This window comes from Sphingobium aromaticiconvertens (genome assembly GCF_037154075.1).
Classification (GTDB): domain Bacteria; phylum Pseudomonadota; class Alphaproteobacteria; order Sphingomonadales; family Sphingomonadaceae; genus Sphingobium; species Sphingobium aromaticiconvertens.
Genome location: NZ_JBANRJ010000001.1, coordinates 4250493 through 4275777, shown reverse-complemented (window position 1 = coordinate 4275777; position 25285 = coordinate 4250493). Strand labels below are relative to the sequence as shown.

The window sequence follows — 25285 nt, the reverse complement described above, 5'->3', positions numbered from 1 at the left end:
GACCTATTTTAGTCAAGAAGATGTTCCTTGATAGATTTGAAGATGGCGTTGTAAACTTCGACTTCCTTGGTGGCGGGTAAGTGGATTTGTATATTGTAGTGCAAACCCAGTGGGCTTGCCCTAGTCTGCTTATGTATATGAGATGGAGATGATTCTATTTCTGCCTTAGGTGTTGAAATCTCAACCGATTCTGCCGTAGCGTTGGACGTCGAAGCAGCAGTTGATGCCTTGGAAGGCCCATGGAGAATATCTATATCGCAAAGTGGCGCTAAGGCTAAGAACGTCTTTGCTGCTCGTTCTGCTGACACATCAGATAAATTGTAGGTGCTTTTGAATTTTCCTTGCACCATAGAAAGATCAGAACTCGATGGTTTGGCTTTTATAACGAAAATATCACTGTAAGCCTCTTTTACTGCTTCCGCTAATACTTGTTTCCAGCGACTTCCATCCAAAAACTGCTTATATCGATCAGTAGGGGTTCCGTCTGACGTCAGGAATCCGAGGCCTTTAAGGAGCGGAATAAATGCTCGGTGATTTGACGATTTAAAACCAATGTCCTTTAGGAACTGATTATTGAAATTGGCTGGTGCTGTGCCGGCCCGAAGGGTTTCGAGAAACTTCGGAATTTGAGTATAAACTTGGGTCGGTTGATTCAAAAGTGCCATAATATTCCCCCGTTTGTGCGAGTTTATACTTTTAGAGGTGCATATCAACCCCGGGGAGGCTCCGAGAAACGCTGAGTTCAAGAGCGAATATTCGACATGGCTTTGAAAAATTGAGATTCAAACTACGGGCAGGTTGCTCTGGCACTGTGCTTCTCAAGGCTAAGAGCCGTGTGGTGGCTCCCTATTTCCTTCAGCCCCCATAAACCCCTTCGACACCGCCTCTCACTCCCGCTAATCTCACTCCCATGAAACCCGTCATATTCGGCCTGTCCGGCGAAACGCTGACCCCTGATGAGCGCGCTTTTTTTCGCGACGTTGATCCTGCTGGCTATATCTTGTTTCGGCGTAATATCGCTGACAGGGCACAGGTGCGGGCGTTGACCGATGATTTGCGGGGGCTGCATGGGCGGGATGACCTGCTTGTCATGATCGATCAGGAGGGGGGGCGCGTGGCGCGGATGCAGGCGCCGGTGTGGCCTGCTTTTCCGCCCGGCGCGGTGTTCGACCGGCTTTATGACGTCGCGCCGTCCAGCGCGATTGCCGCCGCGCGGGCCAATGCGCAGGCGATTGCGCTGACGCTGGCGGAGGTCGGGATCAGCGTCGATGCGCTGCCGCTGCTGGATGTGCGGCAGGAGGGGGCGAGCGACATCATGGGCGACCGGACTCTGGGCGCGGAGCCGATGCGGGTTGCGGCGCTGGGGCGGGCGATATTGGCGGGACTGGAGGCGGGCGGGGTCGTCGGCATCGTCAAGCATATGCCGGGGCATGGGCGGGCGCTGGTGGACAGCCACAAGGATTTGCCGACCGTCACCGCCGACGCGCAGGCGCTGGAGACGGATCTGGCACCGTTCCATACGCTGAATGACGCGGCGATCGGGATGACGGCGCATATCGTCTATACCGCCTGGGATGCGGAGCGGCCCGCGAGCCTGTCGCCGACCGTGATCGAGGCGATTATTCGCCAGCGGATCGGTTTTGACGGGCTGTTGATGTCCGACGATCTGGACATGAAGGCGCTGAAAGGCGAGGTGCCGGTGCTGGCGGCGGGCGTGGTTGCGGCAGGGTGCGACATTGCGCTCAATTGCTGGGGGCGGATGGACGAGATGCTGGGTATTGCGGACCTGCTGCCGGAGATGAGCGCAGTGTCGCGCGGGCGGCTGGACCGGGCGATGGCGCGGGCGGTGCCGGTGGTCGACGGGCCGCCACTGGAGGAACTGCTGGCGACGCGCGATACGCTGTTGGCGCTGGCGTGAGGACAGGTCGCTCGTTTCATTTCCCCTGTGGTTGCGCGAGCGTGTCTCGACTGCGCTCGACACGAACGGAGATTGTGCTGAGGGTTTGGCGATAATGGACGATCTTTTCATCGCCCCGGTGGCTGCGGGGCCGGAGGTGCTGACGGTCAGCTTCGATAGCTGGGAAGGGCCGCTCGACCTGTTGCTGGCGCTGTCGCGGACGCAGAAGGTCGATCTGCGCGAAATCTCGATATTGGAGTTAACCGAGCAATATCTGGCCTTTATCGAGGGCGCGCAGAAGCTGAAGCTGGAGCTGGCGGCGGACTATCTGGTGATGGCGGCGTGGCTGGCTTATCTGAAATCCGGTTTGCTGTTGCCGCGGGCGGAGCAGCCCGATCCAAGTCCGGAGGAAATGGCGCTGCGGCTGCAATTGCGGTTGCAGCGGCTGGCGGCGATGCGGGAGGCGGGGGCGCGGTTGATGGCGCGCGACCGGATCGGCCGTGATGTGTTCGTGCGGCCCGAGCCGGAGGGGCTGCATACCGTGCGGCGGTCACTGTGGGGGGCGAGCCTGTTCGACCTGATCCAGGCCTATGGCCAGGTGCGGGCGCGGACCCAGCCGGCGGTGCATGTCGTGTCGCGGCGGCCGGTGATGACGCTGGATCAGGCGATCCAGCGGGTGGGCGCGCTGGTGGGGACACGGCTGGACTGGACGGCGCTGGAGAGTTTTCTTCCGCAAGGGATGGATGCGCCGATGGCGCGCTCGGCGCTGGCGAGCAGCTTTGTCGCGGTGCTGGAATTGGCGCGGCAGGGGCGGGTGGAACTGCATCAGGACGGAATTTTCGCGCCGCTCTATCTGCGCGCGGCGCAAGGGGGTGTGGCGTGACGGAGGAGTTGGATGACTATGCCCGCGCGGTCGAGGCGGCGCTGTTTGCTTCGGAGGAACCGCTGACGCTGGCGGAATTGCGGTTGCATGTCGGCGAGTCGGGCGATTTGCGAATGACGCTGGCGGCCCTTGCGGACGATTATGCGGGGCGGGGCGTCAATCTGGTCGAGCGGGGCGGGCGGTGGCATTTCCAGACCGCCGCTGACCTTGCGTATATCTTGCGGCGCGAGAAGGAAGATCAGCGCAAACTGTCGCGTGCGGGCATGGAGACGCTGGCGATCATCGCCTATCATGAGCCGGTCAGCCGGGCGGAGATAGAGGCGATTCGCGGGGTGCAAGTGGCGAAGGGGACGCTGGACGTTCTGATGGAGGCAGGCTGGGTCCGACCGGCGGGACGGCGTGAGGTGCCGGGGCGGCCGTTAATCTATGCCACGACGGTAGAGTTTCTGTCACATTTCGGGCTTAGCAGCCGCCGGGACTTGCCGGGGATCGATGATTTGCGGGCTGCGGGCCTGCTGGACCCCGTCGATTTGGCGCTGGAGGGTATGACGGGCCAATCCGTTGTGGAAAATGACGAGGAAGACGCCTAAGTTAGCGTCGTTTCAGGAGATATATGATGGGTTCCTTTTCGCTGATGCACTGGGTGATCGTGCTCCTGGTCGTCATGCTGCTGTTCGGTGGCGGCCGGATTTCCGGCCTGATGGGTGACGTTGCCAAGGGTATCAAGAGCTTCAAGAAGGGCATGGAGGATGACGACGACGTCAAGCCTGCCAAGCCCGCCTCGCGGATCGAAGGTGCGCGCGTGCCCGAGCAGGACGTGCCGTCCGCGACGGAAGAAAAGACCAAGGCCTGATCGGTCCGGCGCTGCGGTAGCCACGCATGTTTGGCATCGATTCGACCGAATTCCTGCTGATCGTGATCGTCGCGGTAATCGTGATCGGTCCGAAGGATTTGCCGCGCGCCCTGTACAAGGTCGGCCAGATCGTTGGCAAGGCGCAGGGCATGGCCCGCCATTTCCGCACCGGCATCGACGCCATGGTGCGGGAAGTGGAACTGGCCGAACTGGAAAAAAAATGGGCGGACCAGAATAAACGCATCATGGAAGAGCATCCGCCCGAGACGACAAGTGAGGATGGTGTGGTGGCCGAGGCGTTACCTGCACCTGACGCGGGCGCGTCCGAAACTGATGGGTCCGGTGCTGCGTTGGCCGATATGTCCGGCGATGCCGGACCGCCACCGTTCGTTGCGGAAGCGCCGCGCGCGGCTGTGCCCGATGCTTCATCCAGCCCGCCCTATCTGGCGCCCGCTCCCCAGCCCAAAGGGGACGCGGCCGCATGAGCAGCGATATCGACGACAGCAAGGCACCATTGCTGGACCATCTGATCGAACTGCGTGGCCGGTTGCTCAAATGCGTCTATGCGCTGGTTATTTCGGGCGCGGTCTGCTTTTATTTCTCCGAGCAGCTCTTTGCATTCCTTGTCCACCCGCTGAAGGAAGCGTTCGGCGATGGGGGCGGGCGGCTGGTTTATACCAAGCTGTACGAGGCCTTCTTCGTGCAGGTGAAGGTGGCGATTTTCGGCGCTTTCTGTCTGTCCTTCCCGATCATCGCCAACCAGCTATGGGCTTTTGTCGCGCCGGGCCTTTATACCAAGGAAAAGAAGGCGCTGCTGCCCTTCATCCTGATGACGCCGGTGCTGTTCCTGATGGGGGCATCGCTGGCCTATTATGTCGTGATGCCCACGGCCTTTCACTTCTTCCTGCAATTTCAGGGAAATAGTGGTGGCTTGCAGGTAGAAGCGCTGCCCAGCACAGACGCTTATCTGACACTGGTGATGCAGTTCATCCTGGCTTTCGGCATCAGCTTCCTGATGCCGGTGCTATTGATGCTACTCAATCGCGCTGGCTTCGTCAGCCGCGCTCAACTGATCGGTTTGCGGCGGTATATGATTGTCGCGGCCTTCATTCTGGCGGCGGTGCTGACCCCGCCCGATGTCGTGTCGCAACTGATGCTCGCGATACCGCTGTTGCTGCTTTACGAGATCACGATCGTTGCGATCTGGTTTACCGATCGTCGCCAGGCGAAGCAGCAGGCGAGTGAAGACGCCGACGCACAGGAAACGGAAGTCTCCGCATAAGGAAAAAGGGGACGCCAGCGGCGACCCCTTCCTGATTCAAGCCGAGGCTGACGTTAATCGCCCGCTTTTTCGACGGCCTCGCCAGCGCTCTGCACATCCTTGCCGGCGCCCTCGACAGTGTTGCAGGCTGCCACGAACAGCGAGCCGGACAGCAGCAGGGCAGTGATGATTTTCTTGGTCATGGCATTCCTCCTTCACATGCGGGGTAGCCGACGAGGCTACCTGCGCGAGTGACGGAGGAAAAACCCGCAGCGCGGCAAAGCGTTCCGTCATGGAAACGGAACCGTCGGGTTGAGATGTCGAGAGAGGGAAAATGAATAGGCCCGGAACGCGTCGGGGGGAGGCGTTCCGGGCCCATGTTTTATGGATAGCAAGAGCGGGGGGCAAAAGATTTGCTATCCGGACAATAAAACCCATCAGGAACGAAATCGGTTCCGTGCTGTTGTGATTTTTTTCGGATTTTTATTCGATTTAATTTCAATGGCTTGGTTAAAATTTATCGCCAACGGGAAAAAAGTGCAGGATCAGATCAGCGGGCGACCCGTGTTCCGATACTCCGGGCGGATCGTGGATTCCGGCAGGCTGTCATCGGGTGCTGTTGGTGAGGATGGGGGTGTCCATCCGCCGTTTGGCGGTGTGACGTTAGGCGGGGACGATGGCATGATGGTGGGAACGAGCGTTTCCAGCGGCGCCAAGGGCCTTGTGGGCCAGCTTGTGCGGGCAGGGCCGGAAATCAGCTCTCGCCCGTTATAACGGGTGCGGAAGGCGTCGGCGCTGCCGTTCCATCCGGGGTTGCGGTAGAAGATATGCGCGCCGATGACCGCAACGGGCTGGACCGAGGAGGCCCAGTTCGGCCGCACCGCCAGCGTGTGATAGAATGTGGCGGTGCCGACGGGGGCGTAGCTGTCCCCGGCAAGCGCGCGCTGGGCCATGTGCCGGGCGCGCACCCAGGCAACGGTGCTGGGCGACCGGGCCATCGACCCGTCGCAACTGAAGGTAAACTGGCATTTGAAGTCGGTTCGCTCCGATCCCTGATAGACGACGCCGCACACGCTGTCGGGCCAGAGGGGGCTGCGGACGCGGTTCAGCACCACCTGCGCGACGGCGCGCTGGCCCTCGTCCGGTTCGTTGGCGGCCTCATAATAAATGGCGGAGGTGAGGCAGTTGAGCGCGCGATAGCTGTCGAGCGCGGTGATGCCCCTGAAAATAGCGACCGGCGCGACCTGCACCTTGTCGAGCGGGAGGACATGGCTGTCGGTGGAGGTTGGCGCGTCGGGTAGCGGATCGAAGGCGCCTTGTGCGAAGAAGAAGGCGGAGCCGGGGAAATTGTCGCCAGCGACCTCTGCCGGATCGGGATGATCCTGCGCGACCTGCATCAGATCGAGCGAGGCGGCGGGGAGCAGGCGCGGCAGGCCGAGCGTCAGCAGCGCAAGGGCAACCAGTGTCCCGCGTCCCGCCCCTTTATGCCTGCCCGTCATTAAGCCCATTGTCCGCCCGAAGCGGCGCGAAAAGCGCGCCATGCCCGGTCCTTACCGCACAGATGTTGATAGTTCCTCCCCGGATTTCGGCCTGTACCCGGATGGGACATTAACTTTCATGGGCGTTAACGGCGTGGAGGGGGCGATACAACACGCAAAACCGCTGCTTTTCGCTTTGCATCATTCGATTGCTTGGCAAGGCGGCCTGCCCTCCGCTATGCGGGGGCATGCTCATGCAAAAGGATAGTCTGGCGCTGATCGGCAATACGCCGATGGTGCGCCTCGTTGGCCCGTCGGAAGCGACCGGCTGCGACATTTTCGCCAAGTGCGAGTTCGCTAACCCCGGGGCGTCGGTCAAGGACCGCGCGGCGCTGTTCATCGTCAACGATGCCGAGGAGAAAGGGCTGCTGAAGCCCGGCGGCACGATCGTCGAGGGGACGGCGGGCAATACCGGCATTGGCCTGGCGCTGGTCGCCAATGCCAAGGGGTATAAGACGATCATCGTCATGCCCGAGACGCAGAGCCGCGAAAAGATGGATACGCTGCGCGCGCTGGGGGCTGAACTGGTGACGGTGCCGGCCGCACCTTATTCCAACCCCGGCCACTTCGTTCACACATCGCGCCGGATGGCGGAGGAGACGGAGGGGGCGATCTGGGCCAACCAGTTCGACAATATCGCCAACCGAAAGGCGCATATCGTCGGCACGGCGGAGGAAATCTGGACGCAGATGGAGGGCCGGATCGACGGCTTCACCTGTGCGGCGGGAACCGGCGGCACGATTGCGGGCGTGGGGCTGGGGCTGAAAGCGCATGATGAGAATATCACCATCGCCCTGTCCGATCCGCATGGCGCGGCGCTCTATAGCTATTATGCCGAGGGTGAGTTGAAGGCCGAAGGCAGTTCGGTAGCCGAAGGGATCGGTCAGGGACGGATCACCGCCAATCTGGACGGCGCGCCGATCGATACGCAGTTCCGCATCTCCGACGAAGAGGGGCTGGAGTGGGTCCGTCGCCTGCTGGCCGAGGAAGGGCTTTGCCTGGGCCTGTCATCCGGTATCAATGTCGCGGGCGCGGTGGCGCTGGCGAAGCAGTTGGGACCGGGCAAGCGGATCGTGACGATATTGTGCGACACCGGCTTCCGCTATCTGTCGACTTTGTACAACCGCCAGTGGCTCGAATCGAAGGGGTTGACGGTGTTCCCCTGGCTCGCGCAATATGGCTGATCGCAGACATGGGTCGAGGCGGTCGCAATAATAGGGTCACGCATGGCTGAAAGTCCCCGCCGTCAGGAAGGGTTGCAGCGCGTCCAAATAGGATTGACCGGGGTTGCCGGGGTCATCCTGTTGGTGGGTCTTGCCAATATCGTCATCGACAAGGCGCGGGTGGACGACTCTTCGACGCCTCCGCCAGTGGTCGCGACGATCGATGCCAATGCCTCTGCCACGGCGCCGAAAGAGCCGCTGGCGGAACTGGGCGTGCAGCCTGCGCCCGAGCCGGCGCCGGTGGTGCCCGACCTGCTGCCCGATCCCAATCTGGCCAAGCCGATGGATCGTGAAGTCCAGCCTGCCCAACGCTGAACGTGGACCTTTCCTGATAGCGGATAAGCAGGTCGGATGATCGCCGCGGCTCGTCTTTTCCTGATGCTGTTTGTTCCGATGCTGGCGGTGCTGCTGGCCGGGTTGTTTCTTGTCATGCGGACGGGGCAGGTGGACCCTTGGCTTTGGGGGGCGCCTGCCTTTGTCTTTCTGGCGGGGGCGGGGATTTTTGCAGGGCGCGATGTCGCGCTGGCGAGCGCGGTGGGCGCTGTCCTGTGCGTGCTGCTATTTTGTTTTCTGGCTGCCGGGCGATTGCCGATGGGCGGCGCGGCGCTGGGGTTGCTGGCAATCAGTCTCCTGTCCGGACTGGGTGGAGCAATGCTGTGCGTGTCTGCTTTGCGCGGCGCGGCGGGCATGGTGCTGGGATGTGCGGCTTTGCTGTTGTGGCTGGGACCGCGTGATCGGGTGGATGTGTCTGCGGTTCGACCGTCGCTTGCGGTGATGACCGCGCTGCCGTTGTTCTGGGAGGAAGGCGGCATGGCGCGGGTGGATGCGCCGATCATCGCGGTGCTGCGTGCGCGTTTCGACGTTCGGGCTGTCGATACTCTTGCCGATGTGCGGGCGGGGGACAGGCTGATGCTGGCGCAGCCGCGTGATCCGGAGCCTGCGGGGCTGGTGGCGATCGACGCCTGGGTGCGGGCGGGTGGGCATGTGCTGGTGCTGGCCGATTCCCGGCTTGTCTGGCCGTCGCGGTTGCCGATGGGGGATCGGCGGCGTGCGCCGAGTGTCACGGCGCTTGGGCCGCTGCTCGTGCATTGGGGCGTGGAACTGGAGTCGGTGGACGAGGGAGAGGTGCGCCGGTTTTTGCGTGATGGACGGCTGGTCACGACCGTGGCGACGGGGCGGCTGCGGGCTGTTGGGGCGGGTTGTCGCGCGATGGAGGACGGATTGGTTATGCGTTGCGCGGTCGGACGTGGGGTGGCTGTGATCGTGGCCGATGCGGATTTGCTGGACGACCGGCTGTGGCTTGCTGACCCGGCGCGGCCATTGGAGGCGCGGAACTGGGTTGCGGACACGCCGGATCTGATGGCCCAATGGTTGGGTCTGCCCATGCAGGCTGGGCGGCGCTGGCTGCGCAATGGGGTGGTGCTGCGCGATGCAGTTTGCTGGGCGTTGCTGGCCGGGATTGGCTGGGCGGTGATGGGAATGGCCATCGGCAGGGCGCCAAAACAGGTCTTTGGGCGACTTCCCATCCCTGAACCGCCCGGCCAATCCGGCTAAAGTGGGTCTAAAACCCAGAACAAAACAGGATTTCCCTGCTCTACCCAAAAAACTATCTTTCCATGACCCCCGATGCTTGGTAATCAGGCGACATTGGGGTTTCAGGTTGGTCAACGTCCTGTGCGCCGGATTGTAAGCAGCGATTCCGGCGACGGGAGGCCTGCGCCCGGTGAATAGGCGGGGTTGTTCCACCTGTGTCGGACATCATTCTCTATACGGGCAACGCGTGTATCGCGGCGGACGGCAAAGGCCGTTTCGTATTGCCTCTGGAGATGCGTCGGCAGGTCAAGCTGTCCAGCGCAGGCGAGAACAAGCTGTATCTGTCGCTGCACATCGAAAATGGCTGCGCGACCGGTTTTGGCGAATCCCACCGGTCCTTCCTGTTTGCCGAGGTCGAAGCACTGGAGCGTGAGGCGCGCGCCGCCGATCGGCCCTTCAATGGCGATCTGGAGCGCGAACTGCGTCTGGGTATGATCGAGGAGGCGACGTTCGACGAAGGGGGTCGTTTCGCCCTCTCCGCCGACATCAAGGAAGAAATCGGCATCAAGGATACGGCTTTCTTCTACGGCGTGGGTCGTTATTTCCAGATCTGGAAGCCTGAGGCGCTGGTCGAAAGCGCCGATCGCCCGGCGCTGATCCGCAACAAGGTGCGTCGCTGGCTCGACCAGCGCGCGGCGGAGAAGCGCTGATGACCGCGCAAAGCATCGCCCCCCATATTCCCGTCCTTATCGACGAAGTGCTCGACGCCCTCGCCATCAACCCCGGTGAGGTGCATGTCGATGGCACGTTCGGCGCGGGCGGCTATAGCCGCGCGATGGCGGAACGGGGAGCGCGCGTCTTTGCCTTTGATCGCGACCCCGATGCGATCGCCGAAGGGCAGGGCGTGGCGGCCGAACATGGCATCACCCTGATCCATGGCGAATTTTCGCGGATGGAGTCGCTGCTGGCCGACGCTTTGGTCGATGAGGGCATGGACAAGGTGTCGGGCGTCACGCTGGACATCGGCGTATCCTCCATGCAACTCGATCGGGCGGACCGGGGTTTTTCCTTCCAGTCCGATGGCCCGCTGCTGATGACGATGAGCCAGAGCGGCATGAGTGCGGCCGATTTCCTGAACACCGCCGCCGAAGACGATATTGCCGACGTTATCTATCGTTATGGCGAGGAGCCGAAGTCGCGCCGGGTCGCACGGGCGATCGTGGCGGCGCGCCCACTGGAGCGGACGGCGCAACTGGCGACGGTAGTGCGCCGGGCCTTGGGCTATAAGCCGCACGACAAGAAAGACCCGGCGACCCGCGTATTCCAGGCGATCCGCATCCATATCAACCAGGAACTGGAAGAGCTGGAGCGCGGGCTGGAAGCCGCCGAGGCGGTGCTGGAGACGGGCGGTCGGATTGCGATCGTCACCTTCCACAGCCTGGAAGACCGGATCGTGAAGCAGTTCCTGCGCCGCAGAAGCGGCGGAGAGGCCGGCGGGTCGCGCCACCTGCCTGAGCGGGCCGCCGAGGTCGCACCGACTTTCGAGCGGCCCGCAAAGGCGGTGCGCCCGAGCGCTGAGGAACTGGCGCGTAACCCCCGCGCCCGTTCCGCGACGCTGCGTAGTGCCGTCCGTACCGCCAATCCCGTTTCCCGCCCCGATTCCCTCCGATCCGGCCCCCAGAGGAGTGCCCAGTCATGATCGCGGTCAAGCGATTGCAGAGCCTGTTCTGGGTGCTGGTCGTGGCGTTGGGGGCGCTGGGCGCCTATCTCGTTTCGCTGCGTGTTGCGACCGAGCGGAACGAATTGACGCGGGTGCAGGTGCAGATTTCCGCCGCGCGCGCCGACATCCGCTATCTGGAGACGGAGTTCAGCGCTCGGTCCTCCATGCGTCAGTTGGAGCGCTGGAATGTGGATGATTTCCGCTATTCGACGCCCGCCGCCGCGCAATATCTGGAGGGGGAACGGGCGCTCGCTCATCTCGACGGCATCCAGCCCAACGGTCCGGCCTATGTTGCGCCGCCGGTGATGGTGGCGATGGTCGAGACGCCCGCCGACCTGCCGTCTGCGCCGCAGCCTGCGCCGGCTAGCCCCGCCGCGACCCAGATCCGCAGTGACATTGCTATCATCCGGTCCGCCCATGCGCGCGACAATGTGGAAAAGCTGGCGGTTGCCGACAAGCCTTCCAAGCCTTCCAAGCCTGCGAAAAAGGCGAAGGAAAAGGAGGCGCCAGTCGATACGTCGCGTCCCGATCCGCTGGCGCGCCGGGCTGAACGGATGGCGATGCTGGACGCCAAGCTGCTGGATGACAGTACGCTGGGCGACCTGAGCGCCAGGGCTGCGCGCGAAAATCGGAAAAGGGCGCGCTGATGGCGACCGTTATCATCCAGCCCGCTGGTATCCGCGCAGGCGCGCAACGGGTCAATCTGACCGCCATCGCCCATAACCGGCTGATGCTGATCCTGTTGCTGTTCCTGGCGATCACCGCGATCCTGGTGCTGCGCCTGATGTGGGTCGGCGTGTTCGCGAGCAGTGGGCATGGCTCCACAGGCCTTGGCGGGGTGCCTGCGCGCGCCGATATCGTCGATCGGAATGGGGTGCCCCTGGCGCGGACGATGGACGCCTATTCGATCTCGGTTCGTCCGTCGAAGCTGATCGGCGAACCGGCTGAACTGGCGCGCAAGCTGCATGAAATCTTTCCCGACGAACCCGAAGCGGCCTTTTACAAGAAGCTGACTGGCAAGGGCTGGGCCTATCTGCGCCGCCGGGCGCTGCCCGAGGAAGTGGCGGCGGTAAATGCGTTGGGCGAGATCGGCATCGAGTTCCCACGTGAGAAGGAGCGGCTCTATCCCCAGCGGACACTCGCCGCGCATGTGCTGGGCTTTGCGCCGCGTATCGATGGCGAGGGTGGCATGGGTGTGGAGGCTGCGTTCAACGACCGGCTGACCGACCCGGCGACGCTGGGGCAACCCTTTGCCATTTCGATCGACAGCCGGGTGCAGGGCGCGCTGGAGAGCGAGCTTTATGCCCAGATGGTGTCGCAGCGGGCCAAGGGTGCAGGCGGGATCGTGCTGGACGCCAATACTGGCGAAGTCATCGCCATGGCCTCCATTCCCGTGTTTGATCCCAACAAGCTGCAAGGCACTGTGGGCAAGACGTGCAGCGATTCGCCACGCTGCAATCAGATGGTGCAGGCGCGGCTGGAGCTGGGTTCCACTTTCAAGCCGCTATCGATTGGCGTGGCGATGGACCGGGGCGTCGTGACGTCGATGAGCAAGCGCTATGATGCGACCGCGCCATTGCAGGTGGGGCGCTTCCGGATCAAAGATGATCATAGTGCGGGCCGCTGGCTGAATGTGCCCGAGACGCTGGTGCAGAGTTCCAACATCGTGACCGCGCGGATCGCCGACGAAATGGGGGCCGAGCCGCTTCAGACCCTGTTCCGCAGCCTGGAGTTCGATCAGCGTCCCGCGATCGAGTTGAAGGAGCGGGCCAAGGGCATCTGGCCGTCTAGCTGGGGCCGGATTACGACCATGACCGTCGCCTATGGTCATGGTATCGCGGTGACGCCGATGCATCTGGCCAGCGCCTACGCCGCGCTGGTCAATGGTGGCATCTATCGCCCCGCCACGCTCCGCAAGCTGAAAGCCGACGAAGCGCCGCAGGGGCGCCGGGTGTTTTCCGCCGCGACCAGCGCGCGGATGCGGCAACTGTTGCGGATGATCGTTGCGGCGGGTACTGGTCGCAGCGCCGACGCCAAGGGATACCGGGTAGGCGGCAAGACAGGTTCCGCCGAAAAGCCCTTCGAGGGCCGTTACAACAAGAGTTCGCTGGTGACGACGTTCGCCTCCGCCTTTCCAATGGACAATCCGCGCTATGTCGTGCTCGCCATGATGGACGAGCCGAAGGGCAATGCCGAAACGTTCGGACTGCGTACCGCCGCCTGGACGGCGTCGCCGGTGGTCAAGCGGGTGGTTGAGCGGATCGGGCCGATGCTGGGCGTGCTGCCCGACGAGCATCGCGACGTGGAGATTTCCGACCTGATGCCGCTGCTCTGGAAAGCCAAGGGAGAAGAGTGATGCGCCTCGGCGCGATTACGCAGGGATTGGACGCAGAGGTCGCCGCCAAGGGGGGCGACCTTGACGCGCCGGTCACGGGCTTTGCCATCGATAATCGCAAGGTTGCACCCGGTACTGTCTTTGGCGCTTTTCAGGGGCTGCGCGTCAATGGCGAGGACTATATCGCCGACGCCGTGAAGGCGGGAGCCATCGCCGTGGTCGCCCGGCCTGAGGCGAAGGTCGAGGGCGCGATCCACATCGCCCATGCCAATCCCCGCCGTCTGTTCGCTGGGCTGGCCGCGCGTTTCTTTGCACCCTTTCCGGACGTGACGGTGGCGGTGACGGGGACCAACGGCAAGACCTCCACCGTGGAGCTGGCGCGCCAGTTGTGGCGGATGATGGGGGAGAAAGCGGCGTCCATTGGTACGCTAGGGGTCACCACTTCGGTCGATCAGGTGTCGACAGGGCTGACCACGCCGGACATCGTTACCTTCCTGTCCAACATGTCGGGCCTGCGCCGTGAGGGGATCACCCATGCCGCGTTCGAGGCGTCGAGCCATGGGCTGGCGCAATATCGGACCGAGGGGCTGCCGGTGCGCGCCGGAGCCTTCACCAACCTGTCGCGCGATCATCTGGATTACCATGGCGACATGGACAGCTATTTCGATGCCAAGATGCGACTGTTCGACGGGGTCGTTGCCGGGGACGGCGCGGCGGTCGTGTGGGCTGACGACATATGGTCCGCAAAGGTCATCGAACGAGTTACGAAGCGGGGGCTTCGTCTGCTGAGCGTCGGGGTGCAGGGGCAGGCATTGCGCCTGACCAACCGCACCCCGACCCAGTTGGGCCAGACGCTGGAGATCGAGGCGGATGGTAAAGCCTATAAGGTCAACCTGCCGCTGATCGGCGCTTATCAGGCGGCCAATGCGTTGACGGCGGCCGGGCTGATCATCGCCTGCGGTGGCGACACGGCCAGAGTGCTGGAACTGATGGGCCGGGTTCAGCCGGTGCGTGGCCGGCTGGAGCGGGCGGTCATCAGCAAGGCGGGCGCGCCAGTCTATGTCGATTATGCCCATACGCCCGACGGTCTGCGCGCCGCAATCGAGGCGCTGCGACCACATACCAAAGGGCGGTTGATCGCGCTGTTCGGTGCGGGCGGCGATCGCGACACGGGCAAGCGTCCCTTGATGGGCGCGGTGGCGACGGACCTCGCCGATCATGTGATCGTGACCGACGACAATCCGCGATCCGAGGAGCCTTCGATCATTCGCGCGGCGGTGATGGCGGGTGCGCCGGGAGCTGAGGAAATTGGTGGGCGGCGGGCGGCCATCGCTGCGGCTATCGCGCAGGCTGGAGCGGATGACATCGTTCTGCTGGCGGGCAAGGGGCATGAGCAGGGTCAGATCATCGGTGACCGTGTGCTGCCGTTCGATGATGTGACGGTGGCGCGGGAGTGCGCCGGTTGAGGTTTGCAGCAATCCTTGCCGTTCGGTTCGAGCGCGTCGAGAACCGGCTTTATAAATCGATGCATGCTTCTCGACTTCGTTCGAAGCGAACGGAGGCAGGGCTGTGATGGCTGACCTTTGGACCTCTGAGGAAATCGCCAAGGCTACCGGCGGCAGCGTGTCTGCCGCCTTTGCCGTTTCTGGGGTAGCCTTCGACAGTCGGGAAGTAAGCGATGGTGACCTGTTCATAGCAATGAAGGGTGAGGCGACCGATGGGCATCGCTTCGTCGACAAGGCGTTCGCGCAGGGGGCAGCGGGCGCGATCGTGAGCGAGGCGGTCGAGTATCCGCATGTGCTGGTCGCCGATACCACGCGGGCGCTGGAAGCGCTGGGCGAGGCGTCGCGGGCGCGCATGATGGGCAAAGTCATCGGCGTTACCGGATCGGTCGGCAAGACGGGCACCAAGGAAGCGTTGTTTCAGGCGCTGGAGCGGTCCAATCCGGGGGCGGTGCATCGGTCGGTCAAAAGCTACAATAACCATGTCGGCGTGCCCTTGAGCCTCGCCCGGATGCCGCGGGGGAGCGCGTTCGGCGTGTTCGAGATGGGGATGAACCATGAGGGCGAACTATCGGTGCTGACTCAGATGGTGCGGCCAGATGTCGCAATCGTCACCGCGATTGCACCGGCGCACATCGAGTTTTTCGGCACCGAAGCGGCCATCGCGCAGGCCAAGGCCGAGATTTTCGAGGGGCTGGAGTCGGGCGGCACGGCGATCATCCCCTATGACAGCCCACATGTGGAGACGCTTTACGCCAAGGCCAGCGCCTATGCGGAGCGCGTGCTGACATTCGGGCTGGAAGAGGGCGCGGATGTGCGCGCGACAGAAGCTGTGTCTGCATCCAATGGCGGAACGCTGGTGACGGCCAGCCTGCCGGATGCTGAATTATGTTTCACCGTGGCCGCGCCGGGCGATCATTGGGTGTCCAATGCGCTGGCCGTGCTGGCGGCGGTCGATGCGGCTGGTGGTGATCTGGCGGCGGCGGGGCTGGCGCTGGCGGAGATGCCGGGGCTGCCCGGACGCGGCGAGCGGTGCATATTGGCGGTCGAGGGTGGGCAAGCCCTGTTGATCGACGAAAGCTATAACGCCAATCCGCTGTCCATGGCGGCGACGTTGAAGCAACTGGGCCGCGAGGAGGCTGACCGCCGGATCGCCGTGCTGGGCGCGATGCGCGAACTGGGGCATCTGAGCGACGACCTTCATGCCGGGCTGGCCGCGCCGCTGGGCGAAGGGCAGGTCGATTATGCGATATTGGTGGGTGAGGAGATGGCGCCGCTGGCCAGCGCGCTGAAGGGTGTGATGGCGTTCGATCATGTTGCCGACGCTGCCGCCGCCACAGGGTTGCTGGAGGCGGAGGTGCGCGCAGGCGACGCCATCTTGATAAAGGGATCTAACGGGGTGGGACTGTCGCGGACGGTTGCCGCCCTGAGCGCCAGAGCGCGCAGGAAAGAGACGGAATAATGTTATACTGGCTGGCGCAAACGCTGGATTTCGCGGGGATTTTCAACCTCGTCCGCTATTTGAGCTTTCGCACTGGCGCGGCGATCGCGACCGCGCTGCTGATCGGACTGGTGATCGGTCCAAAGTTCATTGGCTGGCTGCGGGTGCGGCAGGGCAAGGGGCAACCGATCCGCGACGACGGGCCGCAAAGCCATCTGGCCAAGCGCGGTACGCCGACCATGGGCGGCCTGATGATCCTGACCGCGATGGTATCGTCCGTGCTGCTGTGGATGGACCTGTCGTCCATCTATATCTGGGCCTGCATCTTTGTGACGTTGGGGTTCGGGGCGATCGGGTTTCTGGACGATTATGACAAGGTGACGAAGGCCAGCCACAAGGGGCTGTCGGGCAAGCTGCGGCTGTTCTTCGAATTCCTGATCGCGGGCGTCGCGGCATGGATGATCGTTCAGCAGAACGGCACCGCCCTGTACGTGCCCTTCTGGAATGGGCCGGCGATCAATCTTGGTCCCTTCTACTTCATATTTGCCGCCTTCGTGATCGTGGCGTTCGGCAATGCGGTGAACCTGACCGATGGGCTGGACGGGCTGGCGACCATGCCGGTGATTATCGCCAGCCTGGCGTTCATGCTGATCGTCTATCTGGTGGGGCGCGCGGATTTCGCGGACTATCTGGGCATTCCGCATGTGCCGGGGGCGGGTGATCTGACCATATTATGCGGCGCGATCGTGGGAGCGGGGCTGGCCTTCCTGTGGTTCAACGCGCCGCCCGCCGCCGTGTTCATGGGCGATACCGGCAGTCTGGCACTGGGTGGGACGATCGGCGTGATCGCTGTCAGCGCGCATCATGAGATCGTGCTGGGCATCATAGGCGGCCTGTTCGTGGTCGAAGCGATGAGCGTCATCATCCAGGTCTTTTTCTACAAGCGGACCGGCAAACGGGTGTTCAAGATGGCCCCGATCCACCATCATTTCGAGCAGATCGGCTGGGCGGAGCCTACCGTCGTCATCCGTTTCTGGATCATATCCTTTGTGCTGGCGCTGGCCGGCCTTGCCACATTGAAGCTGAGGTAAGGGCATGGGGATCGTTTCGAACGTCTTTGCGGGAAAGACCTATGCGGTGCTGGGGCTGGCGCGGTCGGGCCTTGCCACCGTCGAGACGCTGGCGGCAAGCGGCGCGCGGGTCGTCGCCTGGGATAATCGCGAAGAGGCGCGGGAGGCGGCGGTGGACGCTGTCATGGAGATATCGACCCGGACTGACGGCGATGTCACGTTGGAAATCGGCGATCCGATGGAGATCGACCTCGCCGGGTTTGACGGCGTGGTCGTGTCGCCGGGGGTGCCGCTCAATCGCCATCCGATTGCCCAGAGGGCGAAGCTGGCGGGCGTGCCGGTCATCGGCGACATTGAACTGTTTGCACTAGCCCGCCCGACGCTGCCGCCGCATAAGGTGGTCGGCATCACCGGCACCAACGGCAAGTCGACCACGACGGCGTTGATCCATCACATCATCGAGCAAGCGGGCTATCCCACACGCATGGGCGGCAATATCGGGCTGCCGATTTTGGGGCAGGAGCCACTGGAGCCGAACCTGCATGGCGTGGGCGTCTATGTGCTGGAACTGTCGAGCTATCAGATCGACCTGACGCAGAGCCTGGATTGCGATGTCGCGGTGCTGTTGAACATCACGCCCGATCATCTGGATCGCTATAGCGGGTTTGAGGGCTATGTGGCGTCGAAGGCGCGGTTGTTTGCGATGCAGTCGGCGGATCATGTCGCGGTGATTGCGACCGAGGATGCGTCGAGCCGGGCGATTGCCCAAGGGGCTGTTGGTGCCCGCGTTGAAGTGAAGGCGGCGGATATTGATCCGGTCGCGCAGGCTGGCTGGCCCGCCTTGCAGGGGCCGCATAATGCCCAGAACGCAGCGGTCGCCATTGCCGTGGCGCAGGCTCTGGGGATCGATGAGGAGACGACGCTGAACGCGCTGGCCAGCTACGCCAGCCTGCCGCATCGGATGCAGCGGGTGGCGGAGCGAAACGGCGTCCTGTACGTCAACGACAGCAAGGCGACCAATCCTGCCTCTACCGCGCCCGCGCTGGCCGCTTGGCCGCCGGTCGAGGGTAAGCCGCGCATCCATTGGATCGTCGGTGGTCTGGCCAAGAGCGACAATCTGGACGAGTGCTTGGCCCAGTTCGGCAACGTCGCCCATGCCTATACGATCGGTGAAGCGGGGCATATGTTCGCCGACCTGCTGCGCCCGCATATGGCGGTGGATGACAGCGAAATGCTATCGGCCGCCGTCCGCCGGGCCGCGCGCATCGCACAGCCCGGCGATGTGGTGCTGTTGTCGCCCGCTTGCGCGAGTTTCGACCAGTTTCGCGATTTCGAGGCGCGGGGCGATGCCTTTGCCGCTGCCGTTGAGGCATTGGGGGACGTATGAAGAGTGGTGGGGGGCCAGATAGCGCGCGCACGCGGATGACGAAAGCCGGAGAACTGGTGAAGGGCTTTCGCAACAGCACGGTGCCGCGCGAGCGAACGGCGCTGGCCATCTGGTTCTGGGAAATCGACCGCGTGCTGCTGTCGCTGATCGTCGTGCTGATGGCGATCGGGCTGGTTGCTGTTGCTGCCGCCTCTCCGGTCGCGGCGATCGACCGGTCGACCGCGCATGTGGCCGTCAATCCGCTCATCTATTTTTATCGCCAGTTGATCTGGGTGTTGATCGGCCTGCCGGTGATGCTGGTCATCTCCATGCTGCCGCGCACACAGGCGCGGCGGCTGGCAATGATCGGTGCGGCCTTCTTCTTCGTCATGCTGTTGCTGGTGCCGTTGCTGGGTTCCACCATCAACGGGGCGAAGCGCTGGATCGACCTGCCGGGGATGCGGTTTCAGCCCTCGGAGTTTCTGAAGCCGGTTTTTGTCGTCACAACGGCCTGGTTGCTGTCGCTGCGGGGAGGGCGGGACGCGAACCTGCCCGTCATTCCGCTGACCGGAGTGATGACCTTGCTGATCGCGGTGCTGCTGATGCGGCAGCCCGACTTTGGCCAGACGGTGATCTTTGCTGCCTGCTGGGCGACGCTGCTGCTGCTGTCGGGCGTGTCGATGCGGGCGATCGGGGCGCTGGGCGTCGCGGCGCTGGGGGCGCTGGTCGCGGCCTATATGTTCTATGAGAACGGGCGGCAGCGGATCAACGATTTCCTTGGGATCGGCGTCAGCCATGATAGCGGACCGGACCAGACGGACCTTGCGTTTCGCACCATCACCAATGGCGGCTTTACCGGGGTGGGGCCGGGCGGCGGGCAGCAGAAGTTCCGCCTGCCTGAAGCGCATACCGACTATATCTTCTCTGTCATCGGCGAGGAGTTCGGGCTGCTGGCCTGTATCGCCATCGTCTTCGTCTATCTTGCCATCATCGTGCGCGTGTTGCTGCGCCTGCTGGACGAGGAGGATAATTTCACCATCCTGGCCGCGGCAGGCCTGACGACCGAGTTCGGGTTGCAGGCGATCATCAACATGGGCGTCAATGCCCAGATTTTTCCGTCCAAGGGCATGACGCTGCCCTTTATCAGCTACGGTGGCTCCTCTATGCTGGCGCTTTGTATCGGCGTCGGCCTGTTGCTCGCATTCACGCGACGCAACCCCTTCATGGGTCGGCATACAGTCGTCAAATGGAGTGGTCGATGAGTATTTCCCGTCACTTCGTTCTCGCCGCCGGCGGAACGGGTGGTCATATGATTCCGGCCCACGCGGTGGCGGAAGAACTGATGGCGCGCGGCCATCATGTCGCACTGGTCACGGACGAGCGGGGGGCGAAGATCCCCGGCATCTTCGAAAAGGCGCAGGTGCATATGCTGCCTGCGGGCCGCATGACCGGTAATCCCAAAAGCTGGCTGCCCGCGGCCAAGGGCATATTGGCAGGCCGTGCCATGGCGCGGCGGCTGAACGAGACGTTCCGTCCGACCGCCGTTGTGGGCTTTGGCGGCTATCCGGCGATGCCCGCGCTGCTGGGCGCGCTGGCCGATGGGATTCCGACCGCGATCCATGAGCAGAATGCGGTGCTGGGCCGGGTCAATCGCCTGTTGGCGAGCCGGGTAAATGCGATTGCCACCGCCTATCCGGTGATCGAGCGGTTGAAGGACAGCTATGCCGACAAGGTGCATCTGGTCGGCAATCCGGTGCGCGAAGAGGTGAAGGCGTTGCGCGAGGAAGAATTTCCGGCGCTGACCGATGAGAGCGTGTTCCGCGTGCTGGTGACGGGCGGGAGTCAGGGCGCGAGCATATTGTCGACCGTTGTGCCCGAGGGGCTGTCGATGCTGCCGCTGAGTCTGCGCCGCCGGTTGCAGGTGACGCAGCAGTGCCGGGCCGAGGATATCGAGCGGGTGCGCGCGACCTATGCATCGATGGAAATCCCGGCTGATCTGGCGACCTATTTCAATGACGTGCCCGAGAAGCTGGGCTGGTCGCATCTGGTGATCGCGCGAGCAGGAGCTTCGACGCTGGCGGAACTGACCTGCGCAGGGCGGCCCGCGATACTGGTGCCGTTGCCGAGCGCGATGGATGACCACCAGACCGCCAATGTGCGCGAAATGGTGGAGGCGGGCGGGGCGCGTTCCATCCCGCAATCGCAATTTACGGCGGTGGAACTGGCCAAGCAGATTCAGAAAATGGCGATCGAACCCGGCGCATTACAGAATGCGGCCAAGCGGGCGCGGGCCTGTGGGCGGCCCGATGCGGCGCGCGACATGGCCGACCTGCTGGAAAGCATCGGCAAGGCGCCGATCATGAATGACCCTGTCAAGGTGACGCCACCGCCCTCCAATCTCAATCTTCAGGGAGTTCCCGCATGAAGGGCGTCGGCACCGACATCGGCACTATTCATTTCATCGGCATCGGCGGCATCGGCATGTCCGGCATTGCCGAAGTAATGCACAATCTGGGCTATGTGGTTCAGGGCAGCGATGTGGCCGAGGGCTATGTGGTCGAGGGGCTGCGAACCAAGGGCATCAAGGTGATGATCGGCCACAACGCCGAAAATCTGGGCGATGCGGCGGTGGTGGTCACATCGACCGCGATCAAGCGCGGCAACCCGGAGGTCGAGCTGGCGCTGGAGAACCGGGTGCCCGTCATTCGCCGGGCGGAGATGCTGGCGGAACTCATGCGCCTGAAATCCACCGTCGCGATTGCCGGGACGCATGGCAAGACGACGACGACATCCATGGTCGCGGCGTTGCTGGATGCCGGCGGGGTTGATCCGACGGTCATCAATGGCGGCATCATCAACAGCTATGGCTCCAACGCGCGGCTGGGCAATAGCGACTGGATGGTGGTCGAGGCGGACGAGAGCGACGGCAGCTTCCTGCGGCTGGATGGGACGATTGTGGTCGTCACCAATATCGATCCTGAGCATCTGGACCATTATGGCAGTTTCGACCGGGTGAAGGACGCCTTTGTCGAATTTGTCGGCAATGTGCCCTTCTATGGCGCAGCGATCGTGTGTCTGGATCACCCGGAGGTGCAGGCGATCCTGCCGCGCGTGCAGGACCGGCGGATCGTCACTTACGGGTTCTCGGCGCAGGCGGATATTCGCGGTGAAAATGTCGTGTCCTTCCCCGGCGGCAATCGCTTCGACGTTCAGGTGCGTGAGCGCGACGGCCATACACGGCGGATCGAAGGGATCGAGATGCCGATGCCGGGTCGGCACAATGTGCTGAATGCGATGGCCGCGATCGGCGTGGCGCTGCACATGGGCATTGACGACACGACGATTCAGACGGGTTTTGCCAAGTTCGGCGGGGTGAAGCGGCGTTTTACCAAGGTTGGGGAAATCCCGGCGGGTGTGGGTTTTGCGACCGTCATCGACGATTATGGTCATCATCCGGTGGAGATAAAGGCCGTACTGGCGGCGGCGCGCGAAGGGGCACGCGGGCGAGTGATCGCGGTCGTCCAGCCGCATCGCTTCACGCGGCTGCATGACCTGATGGATGAGTTCCAGCAGGCCTTCAATGATGCCGACATCGTCTATGCCGCGCCAGTCTATACGGCGGGCGAGCAACCGATCGAAGGTGTGGACAGCGCCGCGCTGGTCGCGGGGCTGAAGCGTCGCGGGCATCGTGCCGCTGCGACGGTTGATGGCGCGGATGAACTGGCCAGCATTCTGGCGAGCGATATTCAGGCGGATGACATGGTCATCTGTCTGGGCGCGGGCGACATCACCAAATGGGCGGCGGGGCTGGCCAAGGCTGTGTCTGCCAAGGCGAAGGAAGCCGCGTGAGCGCATCTGCGCCTTCCGTTGCAGTCTCCACCGACTTGCCGCCGGTGCGTGGCAAACTGACGCCGCGCGCGCCATTGGCGCCGCTGGTATGGTTCAAAAGTGGCGGGGCGGCGCAATGGCTGTTCGAGCCGAAGGATGCGGACGATCTGGCCGATTTCCTGCGCGCGCTCGATTCGGCGGTGCCGGTGATGGCGCTGGGGCTGGGGTCCAACCTGATCGTGCGCGATGGCGGCGTGCCGGGCGTGGTCGTGCGGCTGGGTAAGGCTTTCGCCAAGGTCGAGGCGATTGATGCGGCCGCACTGCGGTGTGGCGGTGGAGCCTCGGGCATTCTTGTCTCCTCGACCGCGCGGGATGCGGGGGTCGCGGGACTGGAGTTTTTGCGGTCGATCCCCGGTACGGTCGGCGGCTTTGTGCGGATGAACGGCGGCGCCTATGGGCGCGAGACGGGCGACATACTGGTCGAGTGCGATGTGGTGCTGCGCTCGGGCGAGGTGGTGACGCTGGACGCTGCGGCGCTAGGCTATAGCTATCGTCACAGTAGGCTGCCCGAGGGCGCGGTGGTGGTGAGTGCGACTTTCCGGGGGCAGCCGGGTGAGTCGACCGCAATCCAAGCCGAGATGGATCGCATCGCTGCTGCGCGTGAGGAAAGTCAGCCGCTGCGGAGCAAGACGGGCGGCTCCACCTTCAAGAACCCGAATGGGCACAAGGCCTGGGCGCTGGTGGACGAGGCGGGCTGTCGCGGGCTGGCGCTGGGCGGCGCGCAGGTGTCGGAAAAACATACCAACTTCCTGCTCAATCTGGGCGAGGCGACCAGCGCGGATATCGAGGCGCTGGGCGAGGAAGTCAGGCGACGGGTGAAGGACAAGAGCGGCGTGGAACTGGAGTGGGAAATTCAGCGGGTTGGCGTCCAATCGGGAGCGATGCAATGAGTCGTGGTCCCTGGCATGTCGCCGTGCTGATGGGCGGATGGTCGTCCGAGCGTCCTGTTTCGCTCTCCAGTGGAGAGGGGATCGCCAAGGCGCTGGAATCGCGCGGGCATCGCGTCACGCGGATTGACATGGATCGCGATGTCGCCGCGCGGCTAGCCGAGGCGAAGGCGGATGTGGTGTTCAATGCGCTGCATGGCGTGCCCGGCGAGGATGGCACGGTGCAGGGGATGATGGACCTGATGGGCCTGACCTATACGCATAGCGGCCTGGCGACGTCGGTGATCGCCATCGACAAGCAACTGACCAAGCAGGCGCTGGTGCCGCATGGCGTACCAATGCCCGGCGGGCTGATCGTGGAGAGTAAGAGCCTGTTCGCGGGCGACCCGCTGCCACGCCCTTATGTGCTCAAGCCTGTGAACGAGGGTAGCTCGGTCGGCGTTGCGATCGTCACCGAGGAAGGCAATTATGGTTCGCCCATTGGTCGCGATGTCGAAGGGCCGTGGCTGCATTTCGACGAATTGCTGGCCGAACCCTATATCCGCGGGCGCGAACTGACGACGGCGGTATTGGGTAGCGAGGCGTTGTTGGTGACGGAATTGCGGCCCAAGAGCGGCTTTTACGATTTCGACGCCAAATATACGGACGGCATGACCGACCATATCTGTCCGGCCGACATTCCCGACGAGATTACGGCGGCGTGCAAGGCGATTGCGCTGCGCTCGCACCAGTTGCTGGGCTGCAAGGGGGCGTCGCGGTCGGACTTTCGCTGGGATGATACACAGGGGATAGAGGGGCTGTTCCTGCTGGAGGTCAATACCCAGCCGGGGATGACACCGCTCAGCCTTGTGCCCGAACAGGCGGCGAAGCTGGGGATTGCCTATGCCGAGCTGGTCGAGCGGATCGTCGAGGATGCGTTGGGGGGGAAGACGGCATGACGGAAGCCAGGATCAGGCGCGGCGGCACCGCCCGCCTCAGCACGCCGCGCAAGGGCGGCGCGCGCAACAGCCGCGGCAAGGTGATGAAACGCCAGTCCTGGCTGGACCGCGCGATTGAGGTGCTCCCGGTCAGCGAGGCGACGGTCCAGCGCATGGCAAGCTGGGCCATCGTCGGCGTGGTCGGCGGGGTTGCGGTGGGGGCCGCGATCATCATGGGGCTACCCGGCATGGCGCAGGCTGAGGCGGCGAAGCTGGCGTCGCGCGCGGGATTCGAAGTGGCGAAGGTCGAGGTGCGCGGGGTTGAGCGCATGGACGAACTGCCCGTCTATAACATCGCGCTGGGGCAGGTAGACCGCTCCATGCTGGCGCTGGACCTGACCAAAGTACGCGGCGAGATGCTGAAGCTGGGCTGGGTCAAGGATGCGCGGATTTCCCGTCGTCTGCCCGATACGCTGGTGGTCGACATCGTCGAGCGCGAGCCAGTGGCGGTGTGGCAGCATGATGGCCAGTTGCATCTGATCGACGTGGGCGGCGCAGTGCTGCAATCGGTATCGACGAGCGCTATGCCCGATCTGCCGCTGGTGGTGGGGCCGAACGCCAATCAGCAGACGGCGGGCCTCAACCGGCTGATGGAAAATGCGCCTGCGCTCAAGCCGATGCTGGCGGGCGCGACCTGGGTCGGGAACCGGCGCTGGGACTTGCGCTTTCAGTCGGGTGAGACGCTTTCCTTGCCCGAAGGCGACAAGGCATCGGCGGGCGCGCTGGTCAATTTTGCGCGGATGGACGGGGTCAATCGCCTGTTGGGGCGGGGGATCGTGAAGTTCGACATGCGCGATCCCGACCGGTTCGTGCTGCGCTTGCCGCAGGAGCGGAAGACGTCGGATGACGGCGAGGGGGCGAAAGCCGCCGTGTCGGAGACCGCCTCAGAGACTGCCAAGGAAGGTTGATCC

At 63.5% G+C, this 25285-nt stretch carries 26 protein-coding genes; 23 read left to right on the top strand and 3 right to left on the bottom strand.

Annotation, left to right across the window (positions count from 1 at the left end):
- Positions 1 to 8: 8 nt before the first annotated feature.
- Positions 9 to 665, bottom strand: coding sequence for a DUF5343 domain-containing protein (locus WFR25_RS20610; RefSeq protein ID WP_336973275.1), 657 nt, complete (start codon positions 663 to 665; stop codon positions 9 to 11).
- Between the two features lie 245 nt (positions 666 to 910).
- Between WFR25_RS20610 and nagZ the strand changes: the two genes are divergently transcribed.
- The 6 genes from nagZ (at position 911) to tatC (ending at position 4915) form a co-directional block, all read left to right on the top strand.
- Positions 911 to 1918, top strand: coding sequence for a beta-N-acetylhexosaminidase (gene nagZ / locus WFR25_RS20605; protein ID WP_336973274.1), 1008 nt, complete (start codon positions 911 to 913; stop codon positions 1916 to 1918).
- Between the two features lie 94 nt (positions 1919 to 2012).
- The gene (locus tag WFR25_RS20600) at positions 2013 to 2780 is read left to right on the top strand and encodes a segregation and condensation protein A (RefSeq protein ID WP_336973272.1); all 768 of its coding nucleotides are present in this window, start codon (positions 2013 to 2015) and stop codon (positions 2778 to 2780) included.
- A complete protein-coding gene (gene scpB, locus WFR25_RS20595; protein WP_336973271.1) occupies positions 2777 to 3370 on the top strand; it encodes an SMC-Scp complex subunit ScpB in 594 nt (197 codons plus the stop codon). Before WFR25_RS20600 ends, scpB begins: the two co-directional genes overlap by 4 nt.
- A gap of 26 nt (positions 3371 to 3396) precedes the next feature.
- Complete coding sequence (locus WFR25_RS20590; protein ID WP_336974992.1) at positions 3397 to 3633, top strand: twin-arginine translocase TatA/TatE family subunit; 237 nt, start codon at positions 3397 to 3399, stop codon at positions 3631 to 3633.
- 26 nt (positions 3634 to 3659) lie between these two features.
- Positions 3660 to 4118, top strand: coding sequence for a twin-arginine translocase TatA/TatE family subunit (locus tag WFR25_RS20585; RefSeq protein WP_336973270.1), 459 nt, complete (start codon positions 3660 to 3662; stop codon positions 4116 to 4118).
- On the top strand, positions 4115 to 4915 hold the full coding sequence (tatC, locus tag WFR25_RS20580) for a twin-arginine translocase subunit TatC (protein WP_336973269.1): 801 nt from the start codon (positions 4115 to 4117) through the stop codon (positions 4913 to 4915). The genes WFR25_RS20585 and tatC overlap by 4 nt, the downstream gene beginning before the upstream one ends.
- Positions 4916 to 4968: 53 nt before the next feature.
- On the opposite strand, the gene WFR25_RS20575 is transcribed toward tatC, so the two are convergent.
- Both WFR25_RS20575 and WFR25_RS20570 read right to left on the bottom strand, forming a co-directional pair.
- Complete coding sequence (locus tag WFR25_RS20575) at positions 4969 to 5097, bottom strand: entericidin A/B family lipoprotein (RefSeq protein WP_336973268.1); 129 nt, start codon at positions 5095 to 5097, stop codon at positions 4969 to 4971.
- Between the two features lie 342 nt (positions 5098 to 5439).
- Complete coding sequence (locus tag WFR25_RS20570; protein WP_336974991.1) at positions 5440 to 6402, bottom strand: cell wall hydrolase; 963 nt, start codon at positions 6400 to 6402, stop codon at positions 5440 to 5442.
- A gap of 218 nt (positions 6403 to 6620) precedes the next feature.
- On the opposite strand from WFR25_RS20570, the gene WFR25_RS20565 reads away from it, so the two are divergent.
- From WFR25_RS20565 to WFR25_RS20485, 17 genes are all read left to right on the top strand, one after another.
- Positions 6621 to 7616 (top strand): cysteine synthase A, encoded by a 996-nt coding sequence (locus WFR25_RS20565; protein WP_336973267.1) that lies wholly within the window; start codon positions 6621 to 6623, stop codon positions 7614 to 7616.
- Between the two features lie 42 nt (positions 7617 to 7658).
- Complete coding sequence (locus WFR25_RS20560; protein WP_336973266.1) at positions 7659 to 7970, top strand: hypothetical protein; 312 nt, start codon at positions 7659 to 7661, stop codon at positions 7968 to 7970.
- 36 nt (positions 7971 to 8006) lie between these two features.
- Positions 8007 to 9209 carry a motility-associated ABC transporter substrate-binding family protein gene (locus WFR25_RS20555; RefSeq protein WP_336973265.1) on the top strand — a complete coding sequence of 401 codons (1203 nt, stop codon included), beginning with the start codon at positions 8007 to 8009 and terminating at the stop codon, positions 9207 to 9209.
- Between the two features lie 194 nt (positions 9210 to 9403).
- The gene (locus WFR25_RS20550; RefSeq protein WP_336973264.1) at positions 9404 to 9898 is read left to right on the top strand and encodes a division/cell wall cluster transcriptional repressor MraZ; all 495 of its coding nucleotides are present in this window, start codon (positions 9404 to 9406) and stop codon (positions 9896 to 9898) included.
- Positions 9898 to 10887 (top strand): 16S rRNA (cytosine(1402)-N(4))-methyltransferase RsmH, encoded by a 990-nt coding sequence (gene rsmH, locus WFR25_RS20545; RefSeq protein WP_336973263.1) that lies wholly within the window; start codon positions 9898 to 9900, stop codon positions 10885 to 10887. The genes WFR25_RS20550 and rsmH overlap by 1 nt, the downstream gene beginning before the upstream one ends.
- On the top strand, positions 10884 to 11555 hold the full coding sequence (locus WFR25_RS20540) for a colicin transporter (RefSeq protein ID WP_336973261.1): 672 nt from the start codon (positions 10884 to 10886) through the stop codon (positions 11553 to 11555). The genes rsmH and WFR25_RS20540 overlap by 4 nt, the downstream gene beginning before the upstream one ends.
- Positions 11555 to 13264 carry a peptidoglycan D,D-transpeptidase FtsI family protein gene (locus WFR25_RS20535; protein ID WP_336973260.1) on the top strand — a complete coding sequence of 570 codons (1710 nt, stop codon included), beginning with the start codon at positions 11555 to 11557 and terminating at the stop codon, positions 13262 to 13264. The genes WFR25_RS20540 and WFR25_RS20535 overlap by 1 nt, the downstream gene beginning before the upstream one ends.
- Positions 13264 to 14709, top strand: coding sequence for a UDP-N-acetylmuramoyl-L-alanyl-D-glutamate--2,6-diaminopimelate ligase (locus WFR25_RS20530; RefSeq protein WP_336974990.1), 1446 nt, complete (start codon positions 13264 to 13266; stop codon positions 14707 to 14709). Before WFR25_RS20535 ends, WFR25_RS20530 begins: the two co-directional genes overlap by 1 nt.
- Positions 14710 to 14815: 106 nt before the next feature.
- Positions 14816 to 16207, top strand: a complete 1392-nt coding sequence (locus WFR25_RS20525; RefSeq protein ID WP_336973258.1) for a UDP-N-acetylmuramoyl-tripeptide--D-alanyl-D-alanine ligase — start codon at positions 14816 to 14818, stop codon at positions 16205 to 16207.
- A complete protein-coding gene (gene mraY, locus WFR25_RS20520; RefSeq protein WP_336973256.1) occupies positions 16207 to 17277 on the top strand; it encodes a phospho-N-acetylmuramoyl-pentapeptide-transferase in 1071 nt (356 codons plus the stop codon). Before WFR25_RS20525 ends, mraY begins: the two co-directional genes overlap by 1 nt.
- A gap of 4 nt (positions 17278 to 17281) precedes the next feature.
- Positions 17282 to 18643 (top strand): UDP-N-acetylmuramoyl-L-alanine--D-glutamate ligase, encoded by a 1362-nt coding sequence (murD, locus tag WFR25_RS20515; protein ID WP_336973255.1) that lies wholly within the window; start codon positions 17282 to 17284, stop codon positions 18641 to 18643.
- A gap of 35 nt (positions 18644 to 18678) precedes the next feature.
- Positions 18679 to 19884 (top strand): FtsW/RodA/SpoVE family cell cycle protein, encoded by a 1206-nt coding sequence (locus WFR25_RS20510; protein ID WP_336973254.1) that lies wholly within the window; start codon positions 18679 to 18681, stop codon positions 19882 to 19884.
- Positions 19881 to 21047: an undecaprenyldiphospho-muramoylpentapeptide beta-N-acetylglucosaminyltransferase gene (gene murG, locus WFR25_RS20505; protein ID WP_336973252.1), complete on the top strand. Its 1167-nt coding sequence runs from the start codon at positions 19881 to 19883 to the stop codon at positions 21045 to 21047. Before WFR25_RS20510 ends, murG begins: the two co-directional genes overlap by 4 nt.
- A complete protein-coding gene (murC, locus tag WFR25_RS20500; protein ID WP_336973250.1) occupies positions 21044 to 22471 on the top strand; it encodes a UDP-N-acetylmuramate--L-alanine ligase in 1428 nt (475 codons plus the stop codon). The genes murG and murC overlap by 4 nt, the downstream gene beginning before the upstream one ends.
- Positions 22468 to 23400 carry a UDP-N-acetylmuramate dehydrogenase gene (gene murB / locus WFR25_RS20495; RefSeq protein WP_336973248.1) on the top strand — a complete coding sequence of 311 codons (933 nt, stop codon included), beginning with the start codon at positions 22468 to 22470 and terminating at the stop codon, positions 23398 to 23400. The genes murC and murB overlap by 4 nt, the downstream gene beginning before the upstream one ends.
- On the top strand, positions 23397 to 24335 hold the full coding sequence (locus WFR25_RS20490) for a D-alanine--D-alanine ligase (RefSeq protein ID WP_336973246.1): 939 nt from the start codon (positions 23397 to 23399) through the stop codon (positions 24333 to 24335). The genes murB and WFR25_RS20490 overlap by 4 nt, the downstream gene beginning before the upstream one ends.
- Entirely contained in the window at positions 24332 to 25282 is a 951-nt protein-coding gene (locus WFR25_RS20485; RefSeq protein WP_336973245.1) for a cell division protein FtsQ/DivIB, read from the top strand. The genes WFR25_RS20490 and WFR25_RS20485 overlap by 4 nt, the downstream gene beginning before the upstream one ends.
- The last annotated feature ends 3 nt before the right edge of the window (positions 25283 to 25285 follow it).